This is a genomic window from uncultured Aquimarina sp., from assembly GCF_947500065.1.
Classification (GTDB): domain Bacteria; phylum Bacteroidota; class Bacteroidia; order Flavobacteriales; family Flavobacteriaceae; genus Aquimarina.
On record NZ_CANMQT010000003.1, the window covers coordinates 326,729 to 350,917 of the forward strand.

Here is a 24,189-nt window from a genome sequence, read left to right on the forward strand (position 1 = left end):
TAATATTAATTACCCGTAATTGATAATTCTTCTCCAGACAGTGTTCCTCGCTTAAACTCACCAGATTCCCAAAGCAATAATTCTCCAGAGGATCCACTTTTCATGTTTGCATCGATCACAAGTACTTTTCCCTTATAGCGAGTTTCAATCTGTTTGTGTGTGGTATGGCCAACAATAATATGAGTGGCGCTAAAATGTTTTAGTAATTGATCTATTTGTTCTGTAGTAGCCAATTCTCCTTGAAAATATCCTCTGTAATAAATAGGACCATTTCCATGATGAAGAAAGTTTCCTAACTCCGTTCTAATTTTTGGTAATTCACTTGCAACCAATTCTTTTTTAAACTCTTTATTAATAGTATCTATTGATAGTCCCTTAGAAACGATATCCGGATGTAATCCACCGTGTATAAACATCATATCATTTATTTTCATCAATACTGGACGCGTTCTTAGCCAATTTCCCAGAACAGTTCCTTTGGTAAAAAGAGAATCCAAAGGTGTATCTAACATCTCAGCAATATCTTTGTATTTTGGGTGAACTGAACGAAGATTACCGTTAAGTACCATTACATCATGATTACCTAGTAATACATGGAGTTTGCCACCATACTGTTCTGCTTGTTTTTCTAGATCATATAAAAACCATAATACTTCAGTTACACGAGGTCCTCGGTCAAAAATATCTCCGACAACTACAAAATGACCATTTCCAAAACTCCATTTTTTATCCTGATCTATAATATTATTCTGTTGTAATAATTCTATAAATACCTGATACTGTCCATGAATATCACTAGTCGCAGCAAGTTTGAAATTCCCGTTATATTCTAGTTTTTTCACTTCGGTTGGATTAGCATCCCATATTATGGCTTTCATACCATCATGCTCAATAGTTTGGGGAACTTTATTGCTGATTCGTTTAGTGTATTTTTTCCCTTTACTTACCCAAATAGCTGTTCTTTTTGTTCCATTTTCTATTACATAAGGCCCATCAGAAGGCGAAATATAAGGTAGATGTAGTACCTCTAATATTTCTTTAATATTTTCTTCTTTTGCTAAATCGTAAGCACTCTTTTTACTATCAATTTTTTTAGTAGGGTCTGCACCTCTCTCTATCAATATGTTCAGTGCTTTTACATCTCTTCCTTTAATGGCAAATATCAAAGCTGATTGTTTTTCTATAGTTACATAATCCAAATCAGCATTATGATTGATTAATTCCTTCATCATTTCATAATTCTGATATGCTACAGCGTACATAAGTGGCGTAATATCTCCTGATATTGTATTGGGATTAGCACCTTTTTCCAATAAATATTTAGCCACAGTATTGGTTTTATCTTTTTTAATAGCATAACAAAGCAAAGTGTATTCCTTGTCATATGTTTCATCAATATCATTCCCTTTATCCAAAAAAGCTTTTACTGCTTTGACATTGCCCAGTTTAATACTTTCGTGAATGTCCTTCCCTGAATTTTTATCACTATTATTCTTAGCATTCTGAAGAAGTTGCTTTTGTGTTAATTCCCGATGCATATTTAGAACCAATTCTTTTCTGCCTTGAGCGTTCCAGATACCGGTGATTCCTTTGGGTGTAATTTTACCAGAATAACTTCCTTCAGAATGAATTATAAAATTTAATATTGAATCTGTAACAACAATATTTTGAATTGGTAATGTTGCTACTCCTTTTGAAACTGGTCCCATAAAACCAATTATTTCACCTTGATCTGATTCTTCGAAACGCCATAAGATTCCAATAGATCGTTCTTCGTTTACTATAATTTTGCCTTCCCATTTCCCGAGAATACTGGTTTTATTATTTTTCTTTGATGCTTCTTCCTGAGCAATAATTGTACTATTAATAGTAAATAATAGTAATAGGTAAATTCCGAAATTCAATATTTGTGTTTTCATTACTTAAGATGTGTTATGATTTAAACTGTTCGCTTTGATTGAATGATTGCTTAGCCAAACATATTAACAAGCTGTTTTATAAATAAATAATAGTGATCAATCGGATATAAACAGGTACACAAATACGATTTGCAAGGAGTAAGTAAGTTGATCCCTAATTTGGTATAGTTTATACCTAGATAAACAGTGTCTATCAACTTCTTTGGTGGATATACATTATTTAAGTAATATTGGGTATGATGTTACAAAATGATAGATATAATCGAGTATTTATAACACTTAGTATATTTGTGTTTTCTTTAATAAGTGGTACATTCTTAATAACACTGGATATTAGGTTTACAGGAGTTTTATTAACGTTTGCTTCTATTGGTACACTAGGCTATTTATTATTGTATTGGTTTCTAACTAGAAAAAACTACATAACTGACATACAAGCTTTAATACGGAAGGAAATTTCAGTAATTGCGATACTATTAGGAGTACTGTATTTGACAGGTGCACTAGAGTCTGATCCAACTCATGGAGTACTTAGTATATTATTTGGACTGTCATTTATTTCAGTAGTTCTATTTCTTTTTATGAAGTACCGCATTAACAAAAAGGAAGGCAAAAGCATTAAAAACTGGAATGTTCCTAAATTGAGTTTTTGGTCGCTGATGATCAATATTTCAATTGTTCTTTTTATTATCGTTTTCTACACATTTGAGACCAAAGCAACAAAAGATGGTAATCTTGTACTTTTAGAAGATGACCAATTAGTAATGGATCTCTTAGCTCCTGTATTGTTTTTAATGATTTTGGTTTTTATATTAAACTGGTTAATCAGACAAATTAAATCGATCATCAGACTCAAGAATGAGAAAACTAAAACGGAACTATTACATTTAAAAAGCCAAGTCAATCCACATTTTTTCTTTAATACACTCAATAATCTGTATGGTTTAGTAGAAGAAGATTCGAAAAAAGCCCAAGAGTTGATATTGAAATTATCAGACATGATGCGATATAGTATTTATGAAGGAGAACACGATTTTGTAACTATTAACAAAGAAATGGAATACCTTCAGAATTATATCGAGCTTCATAAAATGCGGTATCATAAAAAAACCGATGTACAATTTAATTGTGATATCAAGGATAAAGATACAAAAGTAATGCCTTTGCTATTTATAATATTACTGGAGAATGCATTTAAGCACGGTTTGGAAAATCTAAGAGAAAATGCCTACGTTCGTATTAATCTGAACTCAACCGGTAAAGAAATTCATTTTGAAGTAGAGAATAATTTTGATACTGCAGAAGTAACAGAAAACCCTGGTATTGGACTTAAAAACTTAAAGAGAAGACTTGAATTAGTATATCCAAAAAAACATGCGCTATCTTTTACAACTACAGATGACGTATACAAAGTACAATTAACATTGAAGCATATATGATTAAATACTTAATTATAGACGATGAACACATTGCCCACGGAATTATAAAACGTTATTGCGATTTATTACCAAACATGGAGTTAATGAAGAATTGCTATGATGCATTAGAAGCTTTTGAATACTTAAGTACCAACGAAGTAGATTTAATTTTTTTGGATTTGAATATGCCAAAATTAAAAGGATTTGAATTTTTAAAAACACTTCCTTCGCCTCCAAAAGTTATCGTCACTACGGCTTATAGCGAATATGCTTTAGAAGGTTATGAGCTTAACATTGTAGATTATCTGCTTAAGCCCTTTAGTTTCGAACGATTTTTGAAAGCAGTAAATAAAGCAGTTACATCCACATCAAAAACAATAGCTTCACCAAACATTCTTCCAGAAACTCAAGAGAAAAGTATTTTTCTAAAAAGTAACAAAAAATATATACAGGTTTTACTTAGTGATATACAGTACTTAGAATCTGCTGGAAACTATGTTAAGGTAATCACTATTAATGAAACCATTACCGTCAGAGAAAAAATTACCGATTTATTAATATCATTAGCCAGTGATGATTTTTTACAGGTACATAAATCTTTTGCAGTAGCCAAAAAACATATAAAAAGTATCGAAGGGAATAGAATATTAATTTCGGATCATATCATACCCATCGGAACCATGTATAAAACGAATGTTATTCAGTTATTGAAGTAATTGATTAGAACTATCTGATGAATCTTTAAAAGATATAGTATCATTAATAAATACTAAAACCTCACAGCTTTTAATACATTGTGAGGTTCTATATGTTCTATATGATCAATATTATCTAACACGCGCTAAATTAATTTGCCCTATTTCGCTCATTATCACTACCAAACCCTCTGTTTTTAATAGTAACTTTCTTGTTCCCAAAGCTATACGTCAATGAAAATCGTGCATTTCTACTACTATAATTTTGACCATAGATAGTTTCTACACCATTTATCTCTGATGATAAATTACGTAAACTTGCTGTGTCAAAAATATCACTAAATACTAGCGACACTTGTAAGTTATTGTCTAAAAAACTCTGTTTTAATCCAATAGTAACATTGTACATTTTATCTACATCATACAGTAATGATTTAGTCTTGGAAGCATACCAAAAATCTGCTTGTAATTTTGTGGTTTTTCCTAATACAAAGGTGTTACTTGTTGAGAAATAAAATTGATTTCCATTTTGAGGACTAGAATTAAGGTCATTATCGAGTTCTGTATTCTGAAGCGAAAACGAGAAATAATTTTGACTTTTCCACCAAGACAAACTATCAAAAGTATATGTTTCGCTTATTTTAAAAATAGCTGTAGTATAATAATTTCGTCTGATAATTGTTTGAATTTCATTTTCGGCATCAGCGGAAAATAACGTGCCAAAACCATCAGTAGTTAGACCATAATATAGGTTAGTAATTAATTTTCCTTTGTAATTATGTGCCAATGTAAAACGATCTGTAAATGATGGCTGTATAAAAGGATTTCCTTCGGAATATGCATTACTATTAATAAAGCTTCTAAACGGATTTAAATCTCTAAAAATTGGTCGATTTATCCCTTTCCCATAATTAAAGGAAAAATTATGATCGTCATTCCTCTGATATGATGCATAAAATGTAGGAAATACTTTTAAATAGTTATTTTCATTTCTCTGATTTAATGTGATAGAATATCCACTGGTTTCTGTATTCTCTAGTCGTAATCCTGCTTTAAAATTCCATTTGCTATTTATTGTTTTTGAGCCATTTACATACAATGCTTGTACATTCTCTTTATACTCAAATTGATTGGATAGATTGGTGTCAAAAACTGGAAATCCGGTAATCGTATTAAAGTTTTCTAAATCATTCAGTGTGGTAATAAAACTTAATTTGGCACCATAAGAAAGGTTCACAAACGTCAGAGGATGTTCAATATCTACTTTTGCACTGTAATTTTCTATATTCTGATTAGAGAAATTCTGTGCCGCTTGATTAATACCAATGAATTCATTGTTAGAAGAAAATGTATTTACTATGTAATCATTTTCCAAAGAATTATTATATCGAAAATAATCAAAATCAACAGAAACTTTTCTCCCTATGGTATCGAGTAATGTTATTACATGGGCATTCAGGACATGACTATTTACTCTATCACTTCTATTACTATTATTAATCAACAAGGAATCTACGGAATTCTGATTATTCAAAATGTTTGTAATACCATTACCCTTAGAATCAGGATGATTATAATTACCTAGGTACTGCCCTCCTATTTTGATTTTCTCTGAAATATCATATTCTAATGAAAAACGACCAGAATAATTATTCTTTTCATCTTTTGATTCGGTATCGATTTCCCATGTACTATTCGGAAATAGAATAATACTGTTTTCTTGATTACGGATATTTCCTTTACTCCCATTTGCAGAAAGTATTACCCTAATTTTATTCTTATTATAGAAAAAACTATTGCGCAATGTTGTGAAACTAAATGTATTTTGATTATAAGTAACACCAGAAGTGTTCTTCCACGAGTTTCTTCTACCCTTTTTATAAATAATATTAATAATACCTCCATTCCCAACGACTTCATATTTGGCAGGTGGATTGGTAATGATTTCAATCTTTTTGATATCATCGGAGGCCATAGAATCTAGAAAACTTATTAGATCTTCTCCAGTTAATTGTAATAATCTACCATCAATCATGATCCGTGATGATTCGCCTCCAATCATGCTGATATTATTATTTTGAATTCTAATACCAGGAGCAACTCTAAGTGCATCCACTGCATTGCCTCCCGCAGCGGCAATACTATTTTCTACATTAAATACTAGCCTATCCGTTTTTTGTTCAATTAACTTTTTCTGTGATGTTATAACCACTTCATCTAGGTTTTCTGCATCTTCTTTAAGTACTATAGTTCCTAAATCAAGGTTGTTTTCTATCAAAAGTTCCTTTTTCCAATCTTGAAAACCAATAAAACTTATAGTAATTCTATATACCCCTTTTTTAGTTTCTATAGAAAAGAAACCATTTTCATCTGTAATACCTCCGCTATTGATTACCATTTCATCATTCTGATTGGTCAGGAATACATTTGCAAATGGCACAGGTTCTGAATTATTAGTTACAGTACCCGTTAGTTGTAATTGTGCAATTCCTAAAAAAGATGATAGTAAGGAGATGAATAGAATACAATTTTTCATTTTGTTGTTTGTTTTAAAATTTAATTCAAAACAAAAATGAAAGGAAAGCTTCAAGTATGCGTACAACTAAAGAAAGTAGTACTATTTTATTTGTTAGAAATTGGTATTACTTTTTACAAAGACGTACTACTTTATTGTAATCAATTGATTATGAGATTTTTTTACGGTATTGTGTAGGTGTAAAACCCGTATGTTTTTTAAAAGCCGTATTAAATGGAGATTTAGAATTAAAACCAACATCATACAAAATCTCAAGAATAGTTAGCTTCTCATTAAGTGGATTTTCTAGTAAGGTTATTGCCTTTTTTATTCGATATTCATTAATGAAATCGAAAAAATGTTTTCCTATATGATGATTAATCAAAATAGAAATATCCTTAAACGGAAGATTGAGCTGGTTTGCCAATTTATGTATGGTCAATGAAGAATCCAAATAAGGTTCTTCTGTTTCCATATATTTTTGGAGTTTCTCTACTTGTACAATAAACTTATCATCTGAGGTTTGCTTATTTTCGCTGGTTTCAATCAAATTTTTCACCAACAAATGTTTGGTATCAATACTTCTAAACAACTCTGGATAATACATGCTTTTAAGTACAATCCATGACAAAAACCCTAGTAAGAGTAATGTTAATATGATTCTCATCATATTTAAAACTTCTATATCATCACCAACATATTTATAAATTTGTTTAGCAGTCGAAAAAACAAAAATAAAAGATAGTAGTAATGTTAATTGATATAACCATTTATAATTAAACCTATTATTGTTAGAATAACTTTCTAATAATAACAGCTTATACTTTTTAAGTGTCATAAATATTAAAATAAGATAGGTTATAGACACTATAAAACCATAAAGCGAAGAAAACTTAACTTCTGGGTTTGAATGAAAATTATTTGTAAAAATTATTCTTTCTTCCTCACTAGCTAAATAAAATCCAGGAGCATAAAGTAAAATCTCAATAGCAAAAGGTATCAGATGTAAAAGGTGTTTAGGCTGAAGCTTAAAATCCGAGTAAACGGATGACAATACATATAAGAACAACAGTGGACTGGACAAAAATGCAATTTGATCCCGAAGCATATTTAGAACTAGTGGAAGTTCAATGTATTTTGCATAAAAGAACACACTAATATGTATCGCAAATATGGTAAAATAAACACCCATTAATCGGTTACCAACCTTGTTTTTTGTCTTAACAGTAAACAAGAAAATGGCAAGTAATAATGCGATAAACACAATGACAAGGGTGATGATTCCTAAGAGAGAAAATTTATCCATTAACTTTTAAACGTGTTTAAAAAGCTAAAATAAATATTTACTCTTAACTTATAAGTAAATCTCATTATTTTATAAACCCAAATTATTGCTCTTGATAATAGTTGATTCGTAAAAATGCAAAACAATCTTTAATAATTAAGAAACAAAGGTGTTCCTTCTAGTGATCTCATACTAAACACCATCTATTTTATTAAGTACTATCTTTCTATATGATTTGCTGATAGGTAATTTACTGTCATTTTTTAATACCATTTGATTACCATCGATTAATTTAAGTTTATTAAAATTTACGATAAATGATTTGTGTATTCTTATGAAATCATTTGATAATTTTTCTGCAAAATCTGATAGTGTCGTAGGTGTTAGAATCATTTGATCCGTATATATTTTAATGTAATTTCCGTAAGCTTCTATATAATTAATAGCATCTAAATCCAATTTAATTATCTTTTTGTCACTCTTAACATATATAGATGTAACAACCTCTTCTTTCTCAATAACAATATTGGTATTATTGTTAGTCAACTTTTGTTGAACCTTTAGCACAGCTTGTAAAAAACGTTCTAAGGAGAATGGTTTGAGTAAGTAATCTGTTACAGATAGTTCAAAACCTTCTACTGCATATTCTGGGTAAGCGGTAGTAATAATCACTTGTGGTTTTTGTTGCATTGTCTTTAGCAAACTTATACCCGAAAGCTTAGGCATATTAATATCCAGAAATAATAAATCTATAGTGTTTTCTTGTAGAAACCCCATAACTTCAAATGCATTCTTACAAGTAGCTACTACCTCTAAATACGGTATTTCCTTTATATAATTCTCTATTATCTGACGAGCTATTGGCTCATCATCGGCTACTAAACACTGTAATACTTTCATCTAAAAATTAAGTGTTAATTCTACTTGATGTGATTCTTTTTGTTTTTCAATATGTAACTGATGTTTTTCTGGATACATCAAATCTAATCGTTTTTTGGCATTTTGTAAGCCAATACCACTTTTTCCTTTTTCTAAATTATCCTGATTAGTTTCTAATGTATCAATCGTGTTTTTACAACTAAAAATAAGTGAGTCCTCTCCTACTTCAATATTCACGATAACTTTGCTTTTTACATTTTGTAAAACTCCTAAATGCTTAAAAGCGTTCTCTACAAAAACAATTAGCAACATTGGAGCAATCGTTTTACCTGAAGGATTACCACCTATCATAAATTGAATATCAGCCTTGTCTTCTAAACGGATTTTCTCTAAAGAAATATAATTTTGGAGATATTCGATTTCTTTTTCCAAGGGAACAAACGTATCTTTTGTTTCATATAGACTATAGCGTAATAAATCCGAAAGCTTCAACATTAAATCAGGTAGTTTTTCTGATTTCACAACAGATAAACCGTATAAATTATTCAATGTATTAAATAAGAAATGTGGGTTTAACTGCGCTTTTAAAAGCTTTAATGCTGCTTCCTTTTCCTCCTGACGACGAAAAAAACTATCTCTAGCAAGCTTTAAAGCAGTACCAAAAAGTATAACCAATAGTACAGCTCCAAAAACATTTAAGAGCATTTTCCATTGGAACTTATCAAATAAGTCACTTAAAAGAATGACTCCCAAGAATGTGAAAAACAAAATATTAAGAAGAAATAAAAACACTCCTAATAACCTCTTATTATTAAAGAATAAGGGCAATATCTTTAAATTACTGATATAAATGGGAGGCATAATAAATGCAATAAAACCTAAAGTAGTAACAAATCTATTTTCTGCCTGGATAACCATCATAAAAATGAGCATTAAAAACAACCATACTACAATGTTCTGTACAAACCTATTATCTACCCAAGTATCTAATTTTGACATAATCGTTTAGTGAAAATTTACCATCAAAAATAGGTTTTGATATTTGAAATAACACTTTTTCATGATGTAAGTTACCCGTTTTGGTCTAAATGGTTCCATATTCGTGTTGAAAGGGTTTTTATCCTAATATCACTTTACTGTCGCTACTCATCACTCTTTTTTTATTCTCCAACTAAATTAAATGAGATTTGACCTAATCAATTACAAAATCTAAAAATATGATAGCGTTCGTAAAATTTTTAATCGAGATAACAATCTCAATTATAGAAAGCACAGGATTGTGTTAGAAAATAAAATCAATTAAAAAACAATTACAATTATGAAACTAGAAATTCAAAACATATCTAAAAAATATAATAGAAATAAATACGGGTTAAAAGATTTTTCTATCACCATAGAAAAAGGAATATTAGGGCTCTTAGGGCCTAATGGTGCAGGAAAGTCTACGCTTCTTAAAATGATAGCAACGGTAAGTAAACCAACACAAGGTGTTATTATTTTAAACAAAAACAATATTCTTAAAGATGCTAATTATATGCGAAAGCAATTAGGATTTCTTCCTCAGGATTTTGGGGTGTATCCAAATCTTAATGCATTCGAGTTCTTAGAATATATAGCTGCTATGAAAGGCATTGGAGGCGCAAACATTAAAATCAAAATCGAACAGTTACTAGATGGATTAAATCTATTAGACGCTGCTAAAAAACCTATCGGGAGCTATTCTGGAGGAATGAAACAAAGAATAGGGATTGCTCAAACACTTCTTAATGATCCTAAAATTATAATTTTCGATGAGCCTACAGTAGGTCTCGATCCAGAAGAACGTGTACGTTTCAGAAACCTTATCTCTGATTTAGCGCAAGACTGCATTGTAATCTTATCATCACATATAGTTTCTGATATTGACACTATTGCTGATCAAGTAGCAGTAATGAAAAACGGTTCTTTAATATCTCAAGGAAATCAAGAACAACTTATAAAACAAGTTGATCAAAAGGTTTTTGAAACCATGATTAGTAAAGAACAATTGGAAAGCTTTAAAAACAACCAAATTATAGTTAGTACTTCTAGAAAAAATGGAAAGCTAAACGTTAGATATATTTCGGAAACTCCAATAGAACATTCTATCTCTCAGCAAGCAAATCTAGAGGATGCATATTTATACTTAACTAAAACAAATTAATACCATGAAAAATTCAATAAATAAAAAGACAATTGTAAGAATATCTCTTGCCACTATAGTATTTCTAATCGCAGTTCTGATTTTCCTAAAAAAAGTACATATCGGAATCTATAATGCTCACTAATAAATTTGCTATGAAGACATTTTTATCAACTATAAAATACGATTACCTACAACGTACCAGAAGCTATAGTTTTCTAATAACATTATGTGTTAGTTTAGCCATTGCATATACTTTTGTGCCAGAACCAAACGCTACATATTCTACCATAAGAATTGCCAATCATGTTGGATGTTATAATGCGGCTTGGTTTGGGTATGTCACCGCAATAATGACTAGTATATTTTTATCATTAGTTGGTTTTTATTTAATAAATAACAGCATTAACAAAGATGAAATAACTAAAATAGGTCAAATAACAGCCTCTACTCCTATATCGAATTTTAAATACTTAACTTCCAAGGTGTTAAGCAATTTCTTAGTGCTATCAACCATAGTACTAATTGTTGCTGTCATGAGTGTTATACTTTTCTTTTTGTATAACGAAGGATATCCTTTTGAGGTTTCACAGTTTTTAATACCGTATCTATTAATTCCAATTCCCGCTATGTTTTTTATAGCAGTGCTTGCAGTAGTTTTTGAAGTATTCTTCAAAAATTATTCTATCATTCAAAATATAGTATTCTTTTTTTTATTTTCGGCGATAGCGTTTAATACATCTACAAATGAAGCTCAATACGCTTTTGATCCATTTGGCACTAAAATAGTAATGCATCAATTGGAAGCTAGTGTTAGAAGTATTTTACAAACAGATGAGCAGACTAGTTTGAACATTGGATATGTTATAGGAAATATAAAAGACACAAAGAAATTTGAATTTAATGGAGTATCGTTTCCTTTGTCTTTTATAACAAGTCGCGTGGCATGGTGTTTATTGGGTATTACTTTAATTGGTTTTATATCTCCTTTTTTTCATCGATTTAATACAAAAGAAAGGTCTAGAGGCATCAATTCGATTCCAAAAGTTTTTCAAAAATTGAGGGATAAAGAAATTACATTATCCAGTTTAGAAAAATCTAAGATTGATTATGGAGTTTTTTCTCTAGTAAAAACTGAATTAATAATGCTTTTTAGAAAAGGAAAAAAGTGGTTATGGGTTATAAATCTAATTGGGTTTGTCTTGTTAGCAATTACTCCTATCAGTATTGCTTATCCACTAATCCTCCCTATTTTATGGTTTTTTCAAGTACATAGACTTTCAGAAATATCTTCAAAAGAAGCTTATTACAATGTTCATTATTTTGCTTTTACTTCATACAGACCATTAAGAAGATTATTAGCCTCACAATTAATTGCTGGAATAATAATGCTACTATTGTTAGCGCTTCCTTTACTAGTTAGATTAGCAATAACACCTGATATCTTATCCATGATTCATATTATAATAGGATCGATTTTTATTGTTTTGATGGCATCTACCTTGGGAATACTAACTAAAGGAAAAAAACTATTTGAAGTTTTATTTTTTATGATAACCTACGCAAACATTAATAAAATACCCTTTACAGATTATTTCGGTGGACTGATACATAGTTCTAATTACCTTTTATCATTAATAGTAATAACTGTAACTATAGGAATCATTGGTTTCTTAACAAGAAGGCATCAGTTAAGAAATTAATGCTACTCTTTGCACTCTGAATTCGTTACAATAAATTTCATTCAGTAACGAATTCAGAGTGTAATTGATAAGTACCTTCTATTATGAATTATAGTAAGGTTTTACTAATGAAAAGGTTATTTTTTGTTTCATAAAAGAAATCATCAAATTCTCTTTTCGAACCAAAGGTTCTTTACCCTTTCTGAAGAAACTTTAAACCCGCTAACATCATCTTTATAAATTATAAAGTCCAATATTCCAAAAAACCAGGTGTTTCCTGTAAACTTAGTACTATCTAGCGCTGTAAGTTTAGTATTGTCTTGTCGTTGATGACTGGCAATTAATTGACCATCTTGTATCAATAATTCATAGTACGTATTTAATTCTTCACTGTAATATATACCTGTATACTTTTCCAGAATGGATGTATCAATATCATAAGTTATTCTTTTTGCAGAATTAACAGCTCCATTATGATCAAAACTTAATGTATTTACTGTCCCATCCTTATCCTTTATAAATGTAATTATAGCATCTATTCTTCGAATCCTGAATTGAGTTTCACTAAGTGTTTCTAGAGGCAGTGTTCCTTGCCCAGTAGCTGTAATAAATAGGCTTCCCTCCTTCTGATTGAATTCTAATACAAATCCAGGTTGCAATTGAAACTTTCCTTCATATTTATTCAAGATTTCTTCTGTGGCAGCGACAGTTGATAATACTTTTGTATTTGCTTCGCTTTTTAACGATTTAAGGTCATTACTTAAATATAGATCTGCAATACGATATGCCTTTTCTTCAGCATTTAAAGAACCATTATTTGTTAAAACTACAATGGATAGTTTTTCATCGGGAAAGCGCAAAATCTGACTTTTGTATCCAGCATCAGAGCCTCCATGACTAATAACTTTGTGATTTTTATATGAATGTACTACCTGACCTAAGGCATAAGATAATGTATCCCCATTTTTTAATACAGTAGGAGTAATTAATCGAGTTATCATCTTTTTATTACCAACTTTTGGGTTTTCAAAATTCTTCAACCATTTACTTAAATCTTCTGTAGAGGTTCTGATACCAGTAGGTCCTACAATATCTTTTGAATTTCTAATAGCTACTTTATACGATTTACCATCATAATAATATGGATATGATACATTATTAATGATCTTACTATTATCTTCAAATACTACCGTATTTCTCATTTCCAAAGGCATAAAAATATGATCTCTCAGATACATATGAAATGATTGTCCCGATACCCTTGATATAATTTCTGCCAATAATATATATCCTGAGTTATTATACAAAAAATCTGTCTCTGGTGGAAAATTAAGCTCTTTTTGTTGTTTAAATAATTTGAATACATCTTTTTTTGTGATAACATCTTCTATATTCCAACCAGCCATTCCTAATAGGTAAATTACACCTCGTATTCCATGAGTATGTTGTGCGAGATTCTTTACTTTTATGGTATATCCAAAATCTGGAAGTTCAGGTATGTATTTTCGAATATCATCCTCCAAGGATAACTTCCCTTCTTCTTCGAGTAATAGTGCTGCAAATGCGGTAAACTGTTTAGAATTAGATGCTATATTAAAAAGACTGGAGGTTGTATTAGGGATGTTATTTTCTATATTTCCTAAACCATACGCTTTTTTAAAAATAACAGTTCCATTTTTGATAACTGAAACTGAAGCTCCAGGAGTTTTTCCTTGGTTCCAGGCACTAAATAATGCATCTATTTTTTCAACTTCTACTTTAGAGTTTTGAGATTGTAATACATTCATTAAAAGCACGTAAATGCATATTGAAATGATTTTTATACCTATTCGTTTTAATTGTGTCATAAGTGATTAATATTGATTGATGAAATGATTGTTTTGATTATAAATTCTAATTGGTGATAGATTAGTTTTTAAGTATTTGTTTTCCTTTTTTCCAGCTTATAGTTCATAATAATGCTGATTCCTCCAAATAAAAATGTCATAGAAAAATAAAATACCGGATGATATTTTTCTAACACGAATAAATTTATACAGTATGCTACTAAAATTCCCACAGCAATACCTATAAGTAACATTCCATATTTTAATGATTGGGCCAAATCTCTATTCTTATTTGTTAATTGAGAAGCACTCACTCCATATTTTATCATAGCAATACGTTCTCTATGCTTCGAGGTAATATATATGTAAATGATTCCAAACACAGAAACTAAAAAAGAAATAGGTACTATAATATTTCCATCCATATTCTTAATTTTTAATGGTTATCTAATAAGATGCACTTTTTAGTTATAAGGTTACACATTGTAGATAATGATTGATTAATAATTTGATTAAAACAATATTAAGTGTAACCATTAAACATAAAATAGCATCCTAAGTATGGATGAGCTCAGAAGAAGACTTTATATATATCGAAAAAATACAGCAAGGTGATTTTGAAGCATTATCGTATATCGTTGATAAGTATAAGGATATGGTGTATAATATTGCTTTAAAAATTGTAAAAAACAGAACTGAAGCAGAAGATATAGCTCAGGAAAGTTTTATAAAAGTATATCAACAAATACATGCTTTTAAGAAAGAATCTAAATTCTCTACCTGGTTGTATACTATTACCTATAGGACTGCTCTGTATGATCTTCGAAAAAACAAAATCAATACGCAAACGCTCATTAATGAAGATCATGAGAAATTAAAATCCCCAACTATCTCTCAAGAAGAAAGCTTACAATATAAAGATAAACAGTATTTTGTAAAATTAGCCATCGATTCATTACCTGGTATAGAAGGGCTTCTAATTACCTTATTTTATATTGATGAAAATAGTATTGAAGAAATACATGTCATTACCGGTTTATCTAAAGCGAATATTAAAATTAAATTATTCAGAGCAAGAAAAAAGCTGAAAAAAGAATTGAATGGCTTATTAAAAGATGAATTAAAAAATATTCTATAAAATGAATAAAAAAGATAAACTTCTAATAAAGTGGATTAAAAATGAACGATTAGAACGCCCTAATACTGATTTCACAAGAGATTTTTTGAAAATGCTTCAGGAAAATGAAGCTTTTTTAAGAACAGAAGATGTTGTTATGAATAAGATCTTAAATCATAATACGCTAGACCCTGTTGATAGTGATTTCACAAAAAATGTCGTTTCTCTCATAGAAAAGAATGATGATAATCAGGTAATTGAACCTTTGATTTCCAAGAAAGTTCTAGGAATCATCATTTCGAGTATTCTTCTTACTTCTTTCTTTTGTGAAATTTATAATAATTCAGAACAAATGGAAGTAAACAGCGTGTTCTTAGATATTATTTATTCTGCTTTAGAATATATAAAAAAAACCCCTATTATATTAGTATGTATTATGGTTAGTGCTGTATTTATTTTATCAATAGAAAAAATATTTCAAACAATGCGCAATGTATTGCCTGATAATTAAGTGTTTATAAATTAATACTGAATGGACAGCATATCATTCAATATTAATATAAGATTAAGTAAACCCATTAAAAGCTTTTGATGTAGGTCGTTTGTTTCAATTCATTCTTCGAAATTTAATTCCTGCGATATCATAAAGTTTATTTAAAACTTTCATATCCAGTACCCACCACTACATATGATGGGTATTATTTTTATATATTTATATCCATATTAGCTCACACAAAATATCTCATGACATCTCCTAAACTCCATACTTTCTTAAAAGTACATTTCTATGTTATTTTATCATCTTTTGCAATTTCTTGTGGATCCGACACGAAAAACAATGATTTAAAAGAAGCACTAACTTTTTATGCCTCTTTTGATAAAGGTGTAGAAGCTGATTTTGCCCTAGGTGACCCACAATTATATACAGTTCCTTCTCGTAAGGCTCGAGATTCTGCTCAGGTAGGACTACATAAAAAAGATATAAGCATAGCCAAAGGGCAAGGTTTACATGGCGATGGATTACTATACGGCTCTGATAGTAAGGGGTATATCTATTATCCTAGTACTGATAACATTGCTTACAATACTCAAGATTGGAGCGGTGCTGTATCTTTTTGGCTAAACCTTGATCCAGCTACTGATCTTGATCCAGGGTATTGTGATCCAATTCAAATTACAGATGTTAGTTATAATGATGCATCTATATGGGTCGACTTTACAAAAGATAATCCAAGAGATTTCAGGCTTGGAGTTATTGGAGATAAAACAGCTTGGAAAAAGGACACCACAATTTCTGATAATGATGACCAAGATTTTATTAAACAATTACTCCCAGTTTCTAAACCACCTTTTGCCAAAGGAACTTGGACACATATTCTTATCAATTTCAAAGGATTAAATACAGAAAAAGGAGAAACTTCTTTATATATTAATGGTATATTAAAAGGAGAGAGAAATGGAATTACTGATCCGTTTTCCTGGGAACTGGATAAATCAAATATTTATTTGGGATTAGGATATATTGGATTGATGGATGAACTTTCTATATATAATAGAAATCTTACCCAAAAAGAAATTACCACATTACATGCATTAGAAAATGGAGTTCATACGCTTCTAAAATAAAAACTCACCTACTTCACAACCTATTATAAAATTAAAACTATATGCGTTTTAAAATCATAATCTTCAGTATTACTGCCTTGCTCTTTTTTTCTTGCAAAACAGAAACAAAAATAAAAACCAGTGAAGAAGAACAACGATGGAAATCTCGTGCATTCAATACAACTATAATAAGAGATGATTTTGGAGTACCTCATATCTATGGTAAAACAGATGCAGATGCTGTTTTTGGACTTTTATATGCTCAATGTGAAGATGATTTTAATCGTGTAGAACAAAATTATATTTGGGCAACAGGACGCTTAGCCGAAGTTGAAGGAGAAAAAGCTATTTACAGTGATTTAAGAGCAAAGCTTTTTATGACAGAAAAAGAAGCGATAGCAAATTATGAAAATAGTCCACAATGGCTTAAGGAACTATGTATTGCATTTGCTGACGGGATTAATTATTATTTAAAAACACATCCTGAAGTAAAACCTCGATTACTTACTCATTTTGAACCCTGGATGCCTATGTATTTTAGTGAAGGTTCTATAGGAGGAGATATAGAGCGAGTTTCTACTCGTAAAATCAGAGCGATGTATGAAGGTGGTATGGAAATGCCAATTACAGAAGAGCTTTCGCTACAAAAAGAAAAGGAAATGTTAGAACCACAAGGTTCTAATGGAATAGCAATTTCTGGATCATTAACACAATCCGGAAATGCCATGTTGTTAATTAATCCACATACTTCATTTTATTTTAGAGGAGAAGTACATGTGGTTAGCGAAGAGGGACTAAATGCATATGGAGCTGTAACTTGGGGGCAGTTTTTTGTGTATCAAGGTTTTAATGAAAAGACAGGTTGGATGCACACTTCTACATATACGGATGTTATTGATGAATTTATTGAAACAACCATAAAGAAAGAAGGAAAACCAATGTACCAGTATGGTGATGAACTGCGTCCCGTGGAACAGTATGATGTTACGTTAAAGTATAAAGAGGGTGATATTATAAAAGAAAAAACATTTCCAGCATATCGCACCCACCACGGTCCTATTACACATCTTAAAGAAGGAAAATGGGTAGCTACGGCTCTAATGTGGGAACCTGTGAAAGCATTAGAACAATCTTATATACGTACCAAACAGAATGGATATAAAGGGTTTCGTACTATGATGGATATAAAGACAAATTCATCAAACAATACAGTCTATGCTGATGCTGAGGGAAATATTGCGTACTTTCATGGTAATTTTATTCCGGTTCGTGATCAGTCTTTTGATTACACTAAAGCGGTTGATGGAAGTAATCCCAAAACCGATTGGAATGGATTACATCCTGTTGATGAGGCGATAACACTCTTAAATCCTACTAATGGATGGCTTCAGAACTGTAACTCGACTCCATATACAGCAGCATTAGAATTTAGTCCTAAAAAAGAAGAGTATCCTCGCTATATGTCAATAGATCGTGAAAATTTCAGAGGTGTTCATGCGATAGAACTACTAAAGGGTAAAAAAGAATATACCATAGATAGTCTTATAGCATTGGCGTACGATCCATATTTACCTGCATTTGCAAAATTAATTCCTGGATTGGTAGAAGCATACGATAAAATAGATAAAACCAAAGAATTGGGAAGTAGTATCGAAATCTTACGAAATTGGGACTATAGAACTTCAAAAGAATCTTTAGCAATGACATTGGCTCACTTTTATGGAACAAACTATGCCAAAAAAGGAAAAAGACCTGAAGAACGTATTAGCGATATGCAACTCCTTACCTATTTTGGTACACAATCACCATTAGAAGAAAGAATAACCATATTTAAAGAAACATTAACACAATTAGAATCTGATTTTGGAGGGATTCTTCCTTGGGGTGATGTAAATCGTTTTCAACGTATTAATGGAGATATCAGACAACCATTTGATGATAGTAAACCAAGTACAGCTGTTGGATTTGCCTCAGGACGTTGGGGAGCACTTGCTGCTTATGGAGAACGTTATACAAACAATACCAAAAAAATCTATGGTACCAGAGGAAATAGTTTTGTTGCGGTTGTAGAATTTGGAGATAAGGTAAAAGCTAAAACCAGTTTGGCTGGTGGTCAGAATGGAAATCCAGATTCTCAACATTTTGATGATCAAATACAACCTTATGTTGATGTACAATTTAAAGATGCCGCTTTTTACAAAGAGGATGTCCTAAAACGTGCTAAAAAAACATATCATCCTGGTGAGAAATAGAGTTAAATTAAAAATTTAAATAATATCCTTTAATTCTTCACATAACAAGTGATTACAAAAAAAGCAACAAATCATAACACATCAACATTATTTAGAAAATCGATAACCTTTTGTTGAGGCATTTCACAAGGTTTTAATAATTCTGAAGTGGATGTGATATAATAATTTAAGCTGATAAAATCATTTCCTTGTAATTCTTTAGCATATATCTTGAAGGATTTTCCTTTATTAAAAACCTCTTTAGTAATGCTATACTTTTTGTTATTATAGATTCCTTCAGAATATCCAATAGGAATTTTTTGTATCGCTTCCAATACCATAATAAATAAGTTAAGAACTACAGGACAACATCGAACAACCAGCTTTATCCCTAGCCCAATCCGGACGTTTCACGAACCATTTCTCATATTCTGGCTGTTCACTATAAGGTCGTTTTAGCATCATATATAACTCATCAATCAAACTATAATCCCCTTCATCTGCAGCATCAATAGCTAACTGCGCCATATAATTTCGAAGAACATATTTAGGGTTGATATTATTCATTTGATCTTTTCGCTGGGTATCTCCTATTTGTTCTTTTTCTAATCTAGCATCATATTTTAAAAACCAATCATTCCATCTATTTTTAATATCATTTTCTATATCATTAAGATTGTAAAAGGCATCTTTTATTATAGCATACCAATCAGATGCTTTCCCTTTCTTAAAGTTAGCTAACTGCCTAAAAAAAATCGTCATATCAGTCTCTGCGAGCTGCAGTAACTCTTCTAAATCCTGTATTAAAAGATGATCATTTTCCTGATCAGAAAACAATCCAATTTTAGTGATCATCATATTCGCATATGATTTCTTATAGGTTTCTTGATAATCATTTAATGCTTTTTCTAAAGGATCTACTTCTTCTATTAACGGGTATAATGCATTAGCAAGTTGATACAAATTCCAAAGAACTATTTCCGGTTGTGTTCCGTATCTATAACGTTTAAACTGACTATCTGTAGTATTAGGAGTCCAACCGTGATTATAATCTTCTAACCATCCATAAGGACCATAATCAATTGTTTGACCTAGGATAGACATATTATCAGTATTCATGACTCCGTGAACAAAACCAACACGTTGCCAATCTATAACCATACTCAAACTTCTTTTGCTGACTTCTTTTAGAAGTGCTACATAGGATAGTTTACCACGCTCTTTTATTTCAGGAAAAAAATATTTTATCGTATAGTCAGCAAGTAGTTTTAAGTTCTTATGATCCTTATGAGCTGCTAAGATTTCAAAGTTTCCAAAACGAATAAAAGAAGGTGCTACACGGCATACGATAGCGCCTTTTTCATAAGCCGAATTTCCATCATACAGCATATCTCTTAGTACTTTATCTCCTGTCGTAGCAAGGGACAATGCTCTTGTCGTTGGTACACCTAGATGATGCATCGCTTCACTACATAAATACTCTCGAATAGAAGAGCGCAAAACCGCTAAGCCATCTGCATTACGAGAATATGGTGTCTCTCCAGCTCCTTTTAACTGAATCGCCCAACGTTTAGAATTATGAACTATTTCTGCCAGATTGATTGCACGTCCATCTCCCAATTGTCCTGCCCAGTTGCCGAATTGATGCCCTCCATAATGCATGGCATATGGCATGGTATTCTCTATAACCTTATTACCAGTCATTATCTGCAAAAACTCTTTTGACTGAACATATTCTTTAGAAAACCCTAACTCCTGCCTCATTTCTTCTGAAACATGTAAAATCTCTGGATTAGCTGTTTTCTTTGGTTTAACATAAGAAAAACATGCATTCCTAACCTGTCTCCGGTAATTTTCCTGAATTGGATCTGAAGGTAATTCTTCAGAAAAAGTATTTTGTATATTAAATTTCATTTTTAATTTTCTGTAATCATATTCTAAAAATAGTATGATATATTTTTTTAGTTTCTAATATAGAAATATAGAAACCGCCATTACTCCTATTATCGCTATTGGAACAATAATTATGATATATACATAAGAAATAACGATTCCTTTGACCAAAGCCGATAACCAAAAACTTTTATAGAAGTTTTTCAGCGCAAGAACGAGATAAATAATAAACGACAAAAAGAATAATACTTTCAACCATATTGGTATTTCTAATATAGCATTGGTCAATATTAGTAAGCAGAGCGATGTAAATATAAATGTAAAAAAATAGAAACTAAACACCATATGATGCGCAAAAGTTGCTCTTTTCCAATAAAATATTTTTAGAATGAAAGCAAATAATGGTAGCATTAAAAACATAGTAATAGGAATGGTGTCATATAATGTTTTCAAGATACCACCTCCTTTTTGTTCATAAAACTTAAGTATTTGAGTATAGAATTTTTCAGTGATAACTCCGTCATCTTCTTCAAGCCCCATCATTTTCAATTTCTCATTTTGAGGAGCACCTATATCTATTAAGGAGTCTAACTGTTTTCGTTTAAAACTGAATGAGAGATTAGATGAGTTTTGTTCAGCGGACATCACAGAATCAAGGATTTTAAGATCTTTTTCTGCTATTTTAGAAAGACCCACATTCTCTGTTAATGCCTTTTTTGCAATTTCCAAACCAATAGAATCTTTCTTAAATTGTATCGAATCTAAAGTAACCTCTCTACCAAATTCTTTTTTAAATGTTTGATTTAGATTATCATCAGCTTTTCTGATAATAAATGAAAAAGCGAAAAAGAACACAACCGAGACAAAAAGATAAAACTGTGCCGGATGCAAATATGAAAGACGTTTTCCATCAACAAATCGCCTTGCCAAGACACCAGGTTTGGTCATCAACGGAATAAAACTTCTAAAAAAACGAGCATCAACGGCAAAATAATTACCTATAGTATTACTAAACAGTACTCCAAACGTAAGTTTATCGGCTGTTTCCTGTCCACAGTATGGACAATAATCAAAAGATTCATCAAAAGACTTTTCACAATTTTTACATCGATCGGTTGTTGGCATTCTAAATCGTTTTTTTTAAATGTACAAAAAGAATTTACATATTTAATTTGATCTTCATCAATCAATTCCTTTATATACTAATTACTTTATAGCAATAGTACTATATATTATGTTCTAAGAAAATAGTATTGAATCTATTTTTGCAAGTGCTTAACAAAAATCAATATATTTTCTTGTATTTTTGATCGAAATCAAAAAATTCACATTCACACATCTTTTATGAAAAAAGTAATTTCCGTTTTAGCAATAACGGCACTCATTGCGGCTTGTGGTACAACAAAAAATACTACAAGTACATCCTCAGAAACAAAAAAAGTAGTTAGTAATCCTGTTACTTATGCAAATACAATAACTGCTGAAGATCTTAAAACAGCTTTATACACCTATGCTTCTGATGAATTTCAGGGTAGAGAAACTGGAAAGCCTGGACAAAAAATGGCTATTAACTTTTTAAAGGAGCATTACATAAAATATGGTGTTCCTGCTGCAAAAAGTGATGGCAATTATTTTCAAGAAGTACCACTTGATATAATGAAAAATCCGGAAGTGGCTCTAAGTGTAAATGGAAAAGATTTCAAATATCTTGAAAATTTAATATCACTTTCCGCAGGACCAACCGGTACATTGTCTACTGAAGAAATCATCTATGCAAGCTTTGGAATTGAAGATGAAAAGTTCTCAAACTATACTGATATTGATGTCAAAAATAAAATAGTTCTTATTAAATCAGGAGAACCAAAAAATGCTGACGGCACCTTTACTATTTCTGGGACAACTGATGCATCTAAATGGTCTAATATGAGACAACAATTCTCTGCAAAAAGAGATGTTGCTAAAGAAAAAGGAGCAAAAGCTGTATTCTTTTACTTTCCTGAAGTATATCAAATGGCTGCTGCACAATTCGGAAACGCTTCTGGTAGAATGTCACTTTCAGATACTACGGAAGAAGCTTATTTCTTTCTTATTAATAGTGATTTAGGTAAAAGCTTCCTGAATGATATAGATACAAATGATAAATCGGCTGTTCTAAAAACTAAGATGACCTTAGATTATAAAAACAATGCCGAGAAAATATCTTCAGAAAATGTAGCCGCATTTATTAAAGGATCTGAGAAGCCAGATGAAATCATTGTGATATCTGCTCATCTAGATCATGAAGGTATAAAAGATGGTAAAGTATATAACGGAGCTGATGATGATGGTTCTGGAACAGTCGCTGTTGTAGAAATCGCCGAAGCCTTTGCCAAAGCAGTAAAAGACGGTAATGGACCTAAACGTTCTATATTATTCCTAAATGTAACTGGTGAGGAAAAAGGTCTTTTAGGATCTCGCTACTATACAGATATGGATCCCATTTTTCCATTAGAAAATACAATTGCCGATTTAAATATTGATATGATTGGTCGTACAGATCCTAAACGTAAAGAAGGAAACAGAAACTATATATACCTAATTGGTAGTGATAAATTAAGTACTGAGTTGCATAACATTTCTGAAGAAGTAAATACTAAGTACACGAATGTAGAACTTGATTATACATATAATGATGAAAATGATCCTAATCGTTTCTATTACCGATCAGATCATTATAATTTTGCAAAAAATAACATTCCTGTGATCTTCTATTTTAATGGTACTCATGATGATTATCACCAACCAAGTGATACTCCTGATAAGATCGAGTATGATTTATTAGAAAACAGAACTAGATTAGTATTCTATACTGCTTGGGAATTAGCAAATCGTGAGAATCGAATTATTGCTGATAAAGCTGAAAAAAAATAATTAGGACTTATATTATTTCCTAAAATAAAAAGAGGCTTGATTAGATAATCAAG

The 24,189-nt window shown here is 30.8% G+C and carries 19 protein-coding genes; 9 read left to right on the forward strand and 10 right to left on the reverse strand.

What is annotated here, in order from left to right; genetic code table 11:
- Positions 1 to 5 precede the first annotated feature (5 nt).
- Entirely contained in the window at positions 6 to 1,919 is a 1,914-nt protein-coding gene (locus Q0975_RS11455; RefSeq protein ID WP_299436726.1) for an ankyrin repeat domain-containing protein, read from the reverse strand.
- A gap of 236 nt (positions 1,920 to 2,155) precedes the next feature.
- Here Q0975_RS11455 and Q0975_RS11460 point away from each other — a divergent pair, with 236 nt between their 5' ends.
- Together Q0975_RS11460 and Q0975_RS11465 are read left to right on the forward strand one after the other, a co-directional pair.
- Entirely contained in the window at positions 2,156 to 3,358 is a 1,203-nt protein-coding gene (locus Q0975_RS11460; protein WP_299436728.1) for a histidine kinase, read from the forward strand.
- The gene (locus Q0975_RS11465) at positions 3,355 to 4,053 is read left to right on the forward strand and encodes a LytTR family DNA-binding domain-containing protein (RefSeq protein ID WP_299436730.1); all 699 of its coding nucleotides are present in this window, start codon (positions 3,355 to 3,357) and stop codon (positions 4,051 to 4,053) included. The genes Q0975_RS11460 and Q0975_RS11465 overlap by 4 nt, the downstream gene beginning before the upstream one ends.
- 130 nt (positions 4,054 to 4,183) lie before the next feature.
- Here Q0975_RS11465 and Q0975_RS11470 read toward each other — a convergent pair whose 3' ends face one another.
- The 4 genes from Q0975_RS11470 to Q0975_RS11485 all read right to left on the reverse strand — a co-directional run bounded on the left by Q0975_RS11470 (position 4,184) and on the right by Q0975_RS11485 (position 9,710).
- Positions 4,184 to 6,568, reverse strand: coding sequence for a TonB-dependent receptor (locus tag Q0975_RS11470; RefSeq protein WP_299436732.1), 2,385 nt, complete (start codon positions 6,566 to 6,568; stop codon positions 4,184 to 4,186).
- Positions 6,569 to 6,716: 148 nt separating this feature from the next.
- Positions 6,717 to 7,853 (reverse strand): AraC family transcriptional regulator, encoded by a 1,137-nt coding sequence (locus Q0975_RS11475; RefSeq protein ID WP_299436734.1) that lies wholly within the window; start codon positions 7,851 to 7,853, stop codon positions 6,717 to 6,719.
- A 171-nt stretch (positions 7,854 to 8,024) separates the two neighbouring features.
- Complete coding sequence (locus Q0975_RS11480) at positions 8,025 to 8,732, reverse strand: LytTR family DNA-binding domain-containing protein (protein ID WP_299436736.1); 708 nt, start codon at positions 8,730 to 8,732, stop codon at positions 8,025 to 8,027.
- Positions 8,733 to 9,710, reverse strand: a complete 978-nt coding sequence (locus Q0975_RS11485; protein ID WP_299436738.1) for a sensor histidine kinase — start codon at positions 9,708 to 9,710, stop codon at positions 8,733 to 8,735.
- A gap of 319 nt (positions 9,711 to 10,029) precedes the next feature.
- Here Q0975_RS11485 and Q0975_RS11490 point away from each other — a divergent pair, with 319 nt between their 5' ends.
- Both Q0975_RS11490 and Q0975_RS11495 read left to right on the forward strand, forming a co-directional pair.
- Positions 10,030 to 10,893: an ABC transporter ATP-binding protein gene (locus tag Q0975_RS11490; RefSeq protein ID WP_299436740.1), complete on the forward strand. Its 864-nt coding sequence runs from the start codon at positions 10,030 to 10,032 to the stop codon at positions 10,891 to 10,893.
- A gap of 134 nt (positions 10,894 to 11,027) precedes the next feature.
- A complete protein-coding gene (locus Q0975_RS11495) occupies positions 11,028 to 12,575 on the forward strand; it encodes an ABC transporter permease (RefSeq protein ID WP_299436742.1) in 1,548 nt (515 codons plus the stop codon).
- 143 nt (positions 12,576 to 12,718) lie between these two features.
- Here the strand turns inward: Q0975_RS11495 and Q0975_RS11500 are convergent, their stop codons facing one another.
- Together Q0975_RS11500 and Q0975_RS11505 are read right to left on the reverse strand one after the other, a co-directional pair.
- Positions 12,719 to 14,401, reverse strand: coding sequence for a serine hydrolase domain-containing protein (locus tag Q0975_RS11500; protein WP_299436744.1), 1,683 nt, complete (start codon positions 14,399 to 14,401; stop codon positions 12,719 to 12,721).
- Between the two features lie 68 nt (positions 14,402 to 14,469).
- Positions 14,470 to 14,805, reverse strand: a complete 336-nt coding sequence (locus tag Q0975_RS11505) for a DUF6249 domain-containing protein (protein ID WP_299436746.1) — start codon at positions 14,803 to 14,805, stop codon at positions 14,470 to 14,472.
- A 140-nt stretch (positions 14,806 to 14,945) separates the two neighbouring features.
- On the opposite strand from Q0975_RS11505, the gene Q0975_RS11510 reads away from it, so the two are divergent.
- The 4 genes from Q0975_RS11510 to Q0975_RS11525 all read left to right on the forward strand — a co-directional run bounded on the left by Q0975_RS11510 (position 14,946) and on the right by Q0975_RS11525 (position 19,354).
- Positions 14,946 to 15,518, forward strand: coding sequence for a sigma-70 family RNA polymerase sigma factor (locus Q0975_RS11510; protein ID WP_299436748.1), 573 nt, complete (start codon positions 14,946 to 14,948; stop codon positions 15,516 to 15,518).
- Between the two features lies 1 nt (position 15,519).
- Positions 15,520 to 16,008 carry a hypothetical protein gene (locus Q0975_RS11515; protein ID WP_299436750.1) on the forward strand — a complete coding sequence of 163 codons (489 nt, stop codon included), beginning with the start codon at positions 15,520 to 15,522 and terminating at the stop codon, positions 16,006 to 16,008.
- A 233-nt stretch (positions 16,009 to 16,241) separates the two neighbouring features.
- Complete coding sequence (locus Q0975_RS11520; protein WP_299436751.1) at positions 16,242 to 17,123, forward strand: LamG-like jellyroll fold domain-containing protein; 882 nt, start codon at positions 16,242 to 16,244, stop codon at positions 17,121 to 17,123.
- Between the two features lie 41 nt (positions 17,124 to 17,164).
- A complete protein-coding gene (locus Q0975_RS11525) occupies positions 17,165 to 19,354 on the forward strand; it encodes an acylase (RefSeq protein ID WP_299436753.1) in 2,190 nt (729 codons plus the stop codon).
- Positions 19,355 to 19,425: 71 nt separating this feature from the next.
- Here Q0975_RS11525 and Q0975_RS11530 read toward each other — a convergent pair whose 3' ends face one another.
- Genes Q0975_RS11530 through Q0975_RS11540 form a run of 3 tightly spaced genes read right to left on the reverse strand, consistent with a single transcriptional unit; the run spans position 19,426 to position 22,351 of the window.
- On the reverse strand, positions 19,426 to 19,674 hold the full coding sequence (locus Q0975_RS11530; protein WP_299436755.1) for a peptide methionine sulfoxide reductase: 249 nt from the start codon (positions 19,672 to 19,674) through the stop codon (positions 19,426 to 19,428).
- A 10-nt stretch (positions 19,675 to 19,684) separates the two neighbouring features.
- A complete protein-coding gene (locus Q0975_RS11535) occupies positions 19,685 to 21,247 on the reverse strand; it encodes a protein adenylyltransferase SelO (RefSeq protein ID WP_299436757.1) in 1,563 nt (520 codons plus the stop codon).
- A gap of 54 nt (positions 21,248 to 21,301) precedes the next feature.
- On the reverse strand, positions 21,302 to 22,351 hold the full coding sequence (locus Q0975_RS11540) for a DUF3667 domain-containing protein (RefSeq protein WP_299436759.1): 1,050 nt from the start codon (positions 22,349 to 22,351) through the stop codon (positions 21,302 to 21,304).
- A 219-nt stretch (positions 22,352 to 22,570) separates the two neighbouring features.
- Here Q0975_RS11540 and Q0975_RS11545 point away from each other — a divergent pair, with 219 nt between their 5' ends.
- Positions 22,571 to 24,136: a M28 family peptidase gene (locus Q0975_RS11545; RefSeq protein WP_299436761.1), complete on the forward strand. Its 1,566-nt coding sequence runs from the start codon at positions 22,571 to 22,573 to the stop codon at positions 24,134 to 24,136.
- Positions 24,137 to 24,189: the final 53 nt, after the last annotated feature.

What these genes read in the sequence shown, in the direction of transcription:
- Q0975_RS11455 (WP_299436726.1), bottom strand. Translation starts at nt 1,919, where the DNA reads ATGAAAACACAAATATTGAATTTCGGAATTTACCTATTACTATTATTT.
- Q0975_RS11460 (WP_299436728.1), top strand. Translation starts at nt 2,156, where the DNA reads ATGATGTTACAAAATGATAGATATAATCGAGTATTTATAACACTTAGT.
- Q0975_RS11465 (WP_299436730.1), top strand. Translation starts at nt 3,355, where the DNA reads ATGATTAAATACTTAATTATAGACGATGAACACATTGCCCACGGAATT.
- Q0975_RS11470 (WP_299436732.1), bottom strand. Translation starts at nt 6,568, where the DNA reads ATGAAAAATTGTATTCTATTCATCTCCTTACTATCATCTTTTTTAGGA.
- Q0975_RS11475 (WP_299436734.1), bottom strand. Translation starts at nt 7,853, where the DNA reads ATGGATAAATTTTCTCTCTTAGGAATCATCACCCTTGTCATTGTGTTT.
- Q0975_RS11480 (WP_299436736.1), bottom strand. Translation starts at nt 8,732, where the DNA reads ATGAAAGTATTACAGTGTTTAGTAGCCGATGATGAGCCAATAGCTCGT.
- Q0975_RS11485 (WP_299436738.1), bottom strand. Translation starts at nt 9,710, where the DNA reads ATGTCAAAATTAGATACTTGGGTAGATAATAGGTTTGTACAGAACATT.
- Q0975_RS11490 (WP_299436740.1), top strand. Translation starts at nt 10,030, where the DNA reads ATGAAACTAGAAATTCAAAACATATCTAAAAAATATAATAGAAATAAA.
- Q0975_RS11495 (WP_299436742.1), top strand. Translation starts at nt 11,028, where the DNA reads ATGAAGACATTTTTATCAACTATAAAATACGATTACCTACAACGTACC.
- Q0975_RS11500 (WP_299436744.1), bottom strand. Translation starts at nt 14,401, where the DNA reads ATGACACAATTAAAACGAATAGGTATAAAAATCATTTCAATATGCATT.
- Q0975_RS11505 (WP_299436746.1), bottom strand. Translation starts at nt 14,805, where the DNA reads ATGGATGGAAATATTATAGTACCTATTTCTTTTTTAGTTTCTGTGTTT.
- Q0975_RS11510 (WP_299436748.1), top strand. Translation starts at nt 14,946, where the DNA reads ATGAGCTCAGAAGAAGACTTTATATATATCGAAAAAATACAGCAAGGT.
- Q0975_RS11515 (WP_299436750.1), top strand. Translation starts at nt 15,520, where the DNA reads ATGAATAAAAAAGATAAACTTCTAATAAAGTGGATTAAAAATGAACGA.
- Q0975_RS11520 (WP_299436751.1), top strand. Translation starts at nt 16,242, where the DNA reads ATGACATCTCCTAAACTCCATACTTTCTTAAAAGTACATTTCTATGTT.
- Q0975_RS11525 (WP_299436753.1), top strand. Translation starts at nt 17,165, where the DNA reads ATGCGTTTTAAAATCATAATCTTCAGTATTACTGCCTTGCTCTTTTTT.
- Q0975_RS11530 (WP_299436755.1), bottom strand. Translation starts at nt 19,674, where the DNA reads ATGGTATTGGAAGCGATACAAAAAATTCCTATTGGATATTCTGAAGGA.
- Q0975_RS11535 (WP_299436757.1), bottom strand. Translation starts at nt 21,247, where the DNA reads ATGAAATTTAATATACAAAATACTTTTTCTGAAGAATTACCTTCAGAT.
- Q0975_RS11540 (WP_299436759.1), bottom strand. Translation starts at nt 22,351, where the DNA reads ATGCCAACAACCGATCGATGTAAAAATTGTGAAAAGTCTTTTGATGAA.
- Q0975_RS11545 (WP_299436761.1), top strand. Translation starts at nt 22,571, where the DNA reads ATGAAAAAAGTAATTTCCGTTTTAGCAATAACGGCACTCATTGCGGCT.